The sequence below is a fragment of the Parasynechococcus sp. genome, from assembly GCF_042954245.1.
Taxonomy (GTDB): Bacteria; Cyanobacteriota; Cyanobacteriia; order PCC-6307; family Cyanobiaceae; genus Parasynechococcus.
This window is the reverse complement of the sequence record NZ_JBGKDP010000089.1, coordinates 1-6,544: the sequence shown is the minus strand read 5'-3', so window position 1 is coordinate 6,544 and position 6,544 is coordinate 1. Positions and strand designations below refer to the sequence as shown.

Here is a 6,544-nt window from a genome sequence, read left to right as displayed (position 1 = left end):
CATCGATGGATACGATCACATCCTTGGGCTGAACGCCCGCACGGGATGCAGGGGTACCCTCAATCGGTGAGACAACGATCAACTCTTTCGTGTCTTTGTCGAGACTGATCTGGATCCCCACACCCATGAGTTCACCGGAGGTGTCGATCTGCATCTCCTTGAACTCCTTCGGATCAAGAAAACGCGTATAGGGGTCATCAAGGCTGGCGAGCATGCCGCGGATCGCCTCGTAGGACTCGGCACTACCCCCATAGGACTTGCTGAGCAGATTGCTCCGCAATTGGCGCCACGTCGTTTCGTCGTAGGAGCCCGTCGAATCCAGGTAATCGCGATAAACCATCTGCCAGACCTGATCAATCACCTCCTTTGGGCTGTCGTGAATGGATCCGCCAGAGGCCGATGGCAAGGAGAGGCCTGGTGAACTGAGGCCCATGGCGGTGACCACACCGCCAACGCCGAGCAGCAGCAACGGAGTCGATCGAACCAAAGATCGCAGGCGCTGACTCCGAACCATGGCCCTTCAGGACTGATTCTTCAGACTAACGAGATCAGCCGGGCTCCACCCAGCGACCGTCCTCTTTGATCAACTGGATCAGGGCTTCAACGCCTTCGGCTTCAGGCACCTTGCGGATTTCATCACGACCGCGATAAAGCGATATCACACCCGGGGTTTTGCCGACGTAGCCGTAATCGGCATCGGCCATCTCGCCGGGACCATTGACGATGCATCCCATCACGGCGATGTCCAGACCTGTGAGGTGGGATGTGGCGTTGCGGACCTTACGCAACACCTCCTCGAGATTGAACAGGGTGCGACCGCAGCTCGGGCAAGCGACGTACTCGACCATGGTCTTGCGCAGACCCAGGGATTGAAGAATCGAGTAGCAGACGGGTATTTCCTTTTCTGGGGCCTCCGTTAGCGAGACTCGGAGGGTGTCTCCCAACCCATCGGCCAGCAGAGTGGCGATGCCTGCGGTGCTCTTGATCCGGCCGTAATCACCATCACCGGCTTCGGTCACCCCGAGATGCAGCGGGTAATTGAAGCCCTCCTTGTCCATGGTGTCCGCCATCAGGCGGTAGGCCGCAAGCATCACCGGAGCCCGCGAGGCCTTCATCGAAATCATGATGTTGTGGAAATCAAGCTCATGGCAGATGCGCACAAATTCCATCGCTGATTCGACCATCCCCTCAGGGGTGTCGCCGTAGGTGAACAGCATCCGCTCCGCCAGGGAGCCATGGTTCACACCGATTCGAAGGGCCTTGTTCTGATCCCGCAGCAGGGTCACCAAGGGCTCGAACGTCTCACGGATGCGCTGGCCGATGGCGGCAAATTCTTCGGGGCTGAACTCCTGGCGGTTCGGATCTGGCTTATCAAAAATGAACAGGCCGGGATTGATCCGGACCTTGTCGACGTGCTGGGCGACCTCCAGGGCGATCTTGACGCCGTTGTGGTGGACATCCGCCACCAGGGGAACGGTGCAGCCCCGCTGACGAAGCTCCTGACGGATCTGTCCCATCGCCTTGGCATGGGCCATCGAGGGCGTTGTCACCCGCACGATTTCACTGCCGGCTTCGGCCAAGCGGATGATGCCGGCCACAGCAGCCTCGATATCGAGGGTGTCCTCGTTGATCATCGACTGCACCACGATCGGGTGCTCGCTGCCCACGGGCACATCACCCACCATCACGGTGCGGGTGACACGGCGATGGATCTGGGTGTCGTAGCGCCGATCCAGGGCAGTCATGGAGCTGGTGGTTAAGCGCGTCAACGTTCGCACAGCCTGCGCCGAACCGCGTCGAGATCTTGTCGGGTCAGATCCAGGGGCGCGCCGGCTGCCTTGGAGGGATTCCGCAACAGATATGAGGGGTGAAAAATCGGCATTACCGCTCGTTCATTCCAGCTCTGCCATTGACCACGCAGCTGGGTCATGCCCCCCTTGATTCCAAGGATGGCTTCCACAGCGGTGGCTCCCGTCAGCACGATCACCTTTGGATTGACGGCATCCAGTTGCAGATCAAGCCAGGACCGGCAGGCAGCTAACTCAGCTTTTTTCGGTCGTCGATTGTTGGGGGGCCGGCATTTAATTGCATTGCAAATATAGGTGTCATGCTCGGGATCCAGACCCACGTCCCGCAGCAGTTGATCGAGGGCACGTCCTGAACGACCGACAAACGGGACGCCCTGAGCATCTTCCTGAGCCCCTGGTGCTTCGCCGATCAGCATCAGATCCGCCTTGGGATTGCCGCGGCTGATCACGACGGTCTGGCGGGTGCTGGCGAGGTCACAGGCTGTGCAGGCACTGCAGGCCTCAAGGGTGGTGATGGTCATGAAATCAAGGTGGCAGAGGCCAGCGGAGCCAAAAGCAACAGGGGATTGCCCTCCGGATCGTGGATCCAAGCCTCAGCACCAAAGGGCTCAAGCCGCGCCTTCTCCAGAAGCGATCCACCACGCTGCAGGGCGGTGCTGAGCAGCCGTTGAAGTTCAGGCAGGGGCTCTTGCGATGGGGGGAGCCTCAAACAGGGCGCCAGCGCTCGCCCCCGGGCAGGAAAAGGGCGCCGGCGTGAGGGCCTATAGATCTCCAGTTGGGTGCCATCGCTGAATTGAACGATGCAGTGGTGGTCCGCCACCCCAGGCTTCAACGCGGCTTGAAACAGCTCGCTGTAAAACCTTGCCAACCTAGCGCTGTCCTCTGCGGCCAAGACCCAGCTGATCTGTATCGCATTCATGGGCGCTGAGAAATCAAGGTTGTCTGCGACACCATCTGCGGCAGGATGATGACGTTTTAAACGCACCGTGGGGAGGTGCGTTACCGATGCCGCGCCCGCCAGAACTTTCCGACCGGGCTGTCGCCCTCAAACCATCTCTGACGCTGGAGATCAGCGCCAAGGCCAAAGCACTGAGCGACAGCGGTAAGGACATCTGCAGCCTCAGTGCCGGTGAGCCGGACTTTGCGACGCCTCCATTTATCGTTGAAGCGGCCCAGCACGCTCTGGGATCCGGCTTCACCCGTTACGGCCCCGCCGCGGGAGACCCCGATCTTCGTGCTGCTCTGGCCCACAAACTGAGCATCGAAAACGGGATTCCAACCCAGCCAGAGCAGGTGCTTGTTACCAACGGCGGCAAGCAAGCCATCTACAACCTGTTCCAGGTGCTGCTCAATCCCGGCGACGAAGTTTTGGTGGCAGCCCCGTACTGGCTGAGCTATCCCGAGATGGCAGCCCTGGCAGGGGCGAGCACCAAGATCATCCCCACCAAAGCGGAGGAGGGCTTCCGCCTCAACCTCGATCTGCTGGAGCAGCAAATCACCCCGCGCAGCCGACTGCTGGTGATCAATTCACCTGGCAACCCCAGTGGTCAGGTGATAACACAGGCCGAACTGCAGGCTCTGGCCACGCTGGTGGGCCGTCACCCCCAGCTGATGGTGATGAGCGATGAGATCTACGAATATCTCCTGGCCGATGGTCAGCAGCACTGCAGCTTTGCGGCCATCGCCGAAGAGATCCGCGAGCGCTGCTTCACCGTCAACGGCTTTGCCAAAGGCTGGGCGATGACTGGCTGGCGCCTCGGTTATCTGGCTGGAGATGCTGCTGTGATCAAGGCTACTTCAGCCCTGCAGAGCCAGAGCACCAGCAATGTGTGCAGCTTTGCTCAACGAGGTGCCCTGGCGGCGATCGAAGGACCTCGAGATTGCGTGCGCGAGATGGCGCTCAGCTACAACCGCCGCCGTGCTCTGCTCACCGAAGGGCTGCAAGCCCTGGAGGGCATCACCCTGACGCCCCCTCAGGGGGCCTTCTACGCCTTCCCCCGCCTGCCGGACGGTGTACCCGATTCGATGGAGTTCTGCCGGCAAGCCCTGGAACAGGAAGGTCTGGCCATGGTTCCGGGCCTGGCCTTCGGCGATGACCGCTGCATTCGACTCTCCTGTGCCGTAGCAGATGAGACGATCAACGATGGACTGATGCGACTGAAGCGACTGCTTAGTTCTTTCTGATCCAATCTGATCACTTCCAATTCTGAATGTCTGTACGAAAACGCAGGGCCGTGGTGGCCACCGGTTTGATTGCCGGCCTCGCCCTCATGGCCAGTGTTTCCAGCTGCGGAACACCCCAGAACGAGTCCAAACAGGCCATTCTGCAGATCGGTGCCATCCCCGACCAGAACCCCGAGAAACTGAATCGCATCTACGCCACTCTGTCGGAGGAGCTAAGCGAGAAGCTGGATGTTCCTGTGCGTTATGCGCCGGTGAGCAACTACGCGGCTGCGGTCAGTGCCTTCCACACGAGCAGCCTTGATCTGGTCTGGTTCGGTGGACTCACCGGTGTGCAGGCCAGGCTGCAGACGCCTGGAGCCCGGGTGCTGGCGCAACGGGATATCGATGCCGAATTCACCAGTGTGTTCATCGCGAATGGCGCCAGTGGTTTGCGCCCTTTCACCAGTGGCGACCAACTGGTTGAGTTGAAGGGACGCCGTTTGGCCTTCGGTTCGGAGAGTTCCACCTCTGGTCGCCTGATGCCCCAGTTCTTTATGGAGGAAAACGGCGTGAAACCTGAGGATCTAGCGGGGGGCGGACCTGGCTTCAGCGGCAGCCACGACGCCACCATTGCAGTGGTACAAAGCGGTGCCTACGAGGTGGGTGCCTTGAACGAGCAGGTCTGGCGCAGCAATGTGGCGGATGGCCGCGTGGATCCCGACAAGGTGTCGGTGATTTGGAGGACACCACCCTACGTGGATTACCACTGGGTTGTGCGGCCCGGTCTTGATGACCGCTTTGGCGATGGCTTCACCGACAAGCTCCAAACCGCCTTGCTGGACTTGTCAGCAGAAACGGAGAACGGCGCCACGATTCTTGAATTGTTCGGTGCGGGACGCTTCATCCCTGCCAAAGACGAGGACTACGTGATGATCGAAACGGTGGGTCGCCAACTCGGAAAGATCCGTTGACAGCAATGCTGGAGCTGCACCAGGCCTGCCTGAGCCAACGGCTCCAACCGATCACCCTCACCCTTCGTGTGGACCAGCGTGTGGTGTTGCTCGGTGCCAGTGGCGCCGGCAAAACAACCCTGCTGAAGCTCTGCAACGGGGCCCTAAGCCCCGATGCAGGATTCGTGCACTGGTGTGGTCGGTCCCATCAGCAGTTGTCGCGCCGGCAAAGGCGCCAAATCGGCACGCTCTGGCAGGACCTGCGCCTGGTGGAGGAATTGAACGTCATCCAGAATATCAACAGTGGTGCCCTGGGACGCCATGGTCTGTTCTGGGCGATTCGAAACCTGCTGGGCACCCTGGACCAGACCACCTGTCTTGCGCTGATGCACCAGGTGAAACTGGAGGCCGATTTGCTTGAACAGCCCGTGCGTGAGCTTTCTGGAGGTCAGCGCCAACGGGTAGCTCTGGGCCGTTTGTTGCATCAGCAGCCTGAACTCGTGCTGGCGGACGAACCCCTCTCCGCCCTAGATCCCACCCTCGCTGAGGACGTTCTCAACACGCTGCTTCTATCGCCGGGCTGTCTGATCAGCCTGCACCGACCGGATCTGATTCACCAGTTTGATCGGGTTCTGGGGCTCCGTGATGGTGCCCTGGTGATCGATGCGGCTCCAGACACTATTCATCAGGATCAGTTGGAATGGCTCTACGCATCGGTTTGAAACCAGCCCTGCCGCTGATCCCATTGCTGCCGGGCCTGAGCCTGCTGGGCGTTCTTGTGGTGCTGTTGCGCGATGGGCACGGAGGAGGACTTGCTCTGCTGCAACAGTTCGCCGCTGGGGCCGTGCAGCCGTCTATCGATCCGATCGTGCTGGGCAGCTTGCTCAACGGGCTCCAGATCACCCTGGTGATCGCAGTGATGGCCTGGGGCATCAGCAGCGTTCTCGGCGTCGGTCTCGGACTCCTGAGCTCAAGCACGTTCTGGGAGATCCTGGCAGGCGTGCGTTGGCCTGCGGTGGTTCTGCGCCGTTGGCTAGCCCCCCTGCGAGCTGTTCATGAACTGATCTGGGGGCTTTTGCTGCTGCAGGTTTTCGGACTGAATGGCTGGGTTGCGGTCTGCGCCATTGCCATTCCCTACACGGTTCTGATGGCGCGGGTGATTGCCGATCAGGTGGATTGCCACGTTTCACCGGCCATCCCCGTACTCAAAGGAGCCGGCGCCACACCATGGGCCGTGATGCTCACCGGGCTTGTCCCTCCGCTGGCAGAGCCGATCAGTGACCACATCGGCCACCGGCTCGATTGCGCGCTTCGTTCAGCATTGATTTTGGGCGTTTTCGGCCTCGGGGGGCTCGGGACAGACCTCAGCCTCAGCCTGCGCTCGCTTCAACTTCAGGAGATGTGGAGTGGCCTGTGGTTTCTGGCCATCGCCATGGTGGTGCTCGACCGACTGCTGCGAACGCTGCGCAGCTGGTCACGCGTGCTGATTCTTCCCGTGGCCATTGCCAGCCCATGGGTCGCCCTCGCCTGGGGAACACAGCTGGATCTGCAGCTGGCCTGGCCTGTGGGTGAGTGGTCGATGCTTGTTGGGAACCTCATCGACGGATCCGAGGGGTTCAATGC

The 6,544-nt window shown here is 60.6% G+C and carries 7 protein-coding genes and 1 pseudogene; 4 read left to right on the top strand and 4 right to left on the bottom strand.

The features are described from left to right. The 4 genes and pseudogenes from ACGVJ8_RS04265 to ACGVJ8_RS04250 form a co-directional block, all read right to left on the bottom strand. Nucleotides 1-514: pseudogene (locus ACGVJ8_RS04265) on the bottom strand (peptidase S41); the annotation flags it as partial. A gap of 34 nt (nt 515-548) precedes the next feature. Further along, nucleotides 549-1,745: a (E)-4-hydroxy-3-methylbut-2-enyl-diphosphate synthase gene (gene ispG, locus ACGVJ8_RS04260; protein WP_392345738.1), complete on the bottom strand. Its 1,197-nt coding sequence runs from the start codon at nt 1,743-1,745 to the stop codon at nt 549-551. Nucleotides 1,746-1,765: 20 nt separating this feature from the next. Next, nucleotides 1,766-2,329 carry a uracil-DNA glycosylase gene (locus ACGVJ8_RS04255; RefSeq protein WP_392345736.1) on the bottom strand — a complete coding sequence of 188 codons (564 nt, stop codon included), beginning with the start codon at nt 2,327-2,329 and terminating at the stop codon, nt 1,766-1,768. Beyond that, nucleotides 2,326-2,700, bottom strand: coding sequence for a VOC family protein (locus ACGVJ8_RS04250; RefSeq protein ID WP_392345734.1), 375 nt, complete (start codon nt 2,698-2,700; stop codon nt 2,326-2,328). The genes ACGVJ8_RS04255 and ACGVJ8_RS04250 overlap by 4 nt, the downstream gene beginning before the upstream one ends. A 113-nt stretch (nt 2,701-2,813) precedes the next feature. Here ACGVJ8_RS04250 and ACGVJ8_RS04245 point away from each other — a divergent pair, with 113 nt between their 5' ends. The 4 genes from ACGVJ8_RS04245 to ACGVJ8_RS04230 all read left to right on the top strand — a co-directional run. Next, nucleotides 2,814-3,992, top strand: coding sequence for a pyridoxal phosphate-dependent aminotransferase (locus tag ACGVJ8_RS04245; protein ID WP_392345732.1), 1,179 nt, complete (start codon nt 2,814-2,816; stop codon nt 3,990-3,992). A gap of 26 nt (nt 3,993-4,018) precedes the next feature. After that, a complete protein-coding gene (locus tag ACGVJ8_RS04240) occupies nt 4,019-4,942 on the top strand; it encodes a putative selenate ABC transporter substrate-binding protein (RefSeq protein ID WP_392345730.1) in 924 nt (307 codons plus the stop codon). Then, nucleotides 4,939-5,643, top strand: coding sequence for an ATP-binding cassette domain-containing protein (locus ACGVJ8_RS04235; protein WP_392345728.1), 705 nt, complete (start codon nt 4,939-4,941; stop codon nt 5,641-5,643). The genes ACGVJ8_RS04240 and ACGVJ8_RS04235 overlap by 4 nt, the downstream gene beginning before the upstream one ends. Beyond that, a partial coding sequence (locus tag ACGVJ8_RS04230) for a PhnE/PtxC family ABC transporter permease (protein WP_392345726.1) occupies nt 5,622-6,544 on the top strand: 923 nt, incomplete at its 3' end. The genes ACGVJ8_RS04235 and ACGVJ8_RS04230, both read left to right, overlap by 22 nt.

Coding starts and splice junctions, on each gene's coding strand:
- ispG (WP_392345738.1), bottom strand. CDS start 1,745: ATGACTGCCCTGGATCGGCGCTACGACACCCAGATCCATCGCCGTGTC.
- ACGVJ8_RS04240 (WP_392345730.1), top strand. CDS start 4,019: ATGTCTGTACGAAAACGCAGGGCCGTGGTGGCCACCGGTTTGATTGCC.
- ACGVJ8_RS04245 (WP_392345732.1), top strand. CDS start 2,814: ATGCCGCGCCCGCCAGAACTTTCCGACCGGGCTGTCGCCCTCAAACCA.
- ACGVJ8_RS04255 (WP_392345736.1), bottom strand. CDS start 2,329: ATGACCATCACCACCCTTGAGGCCTGCAGTGCCTGCACAGCCTGTGAC.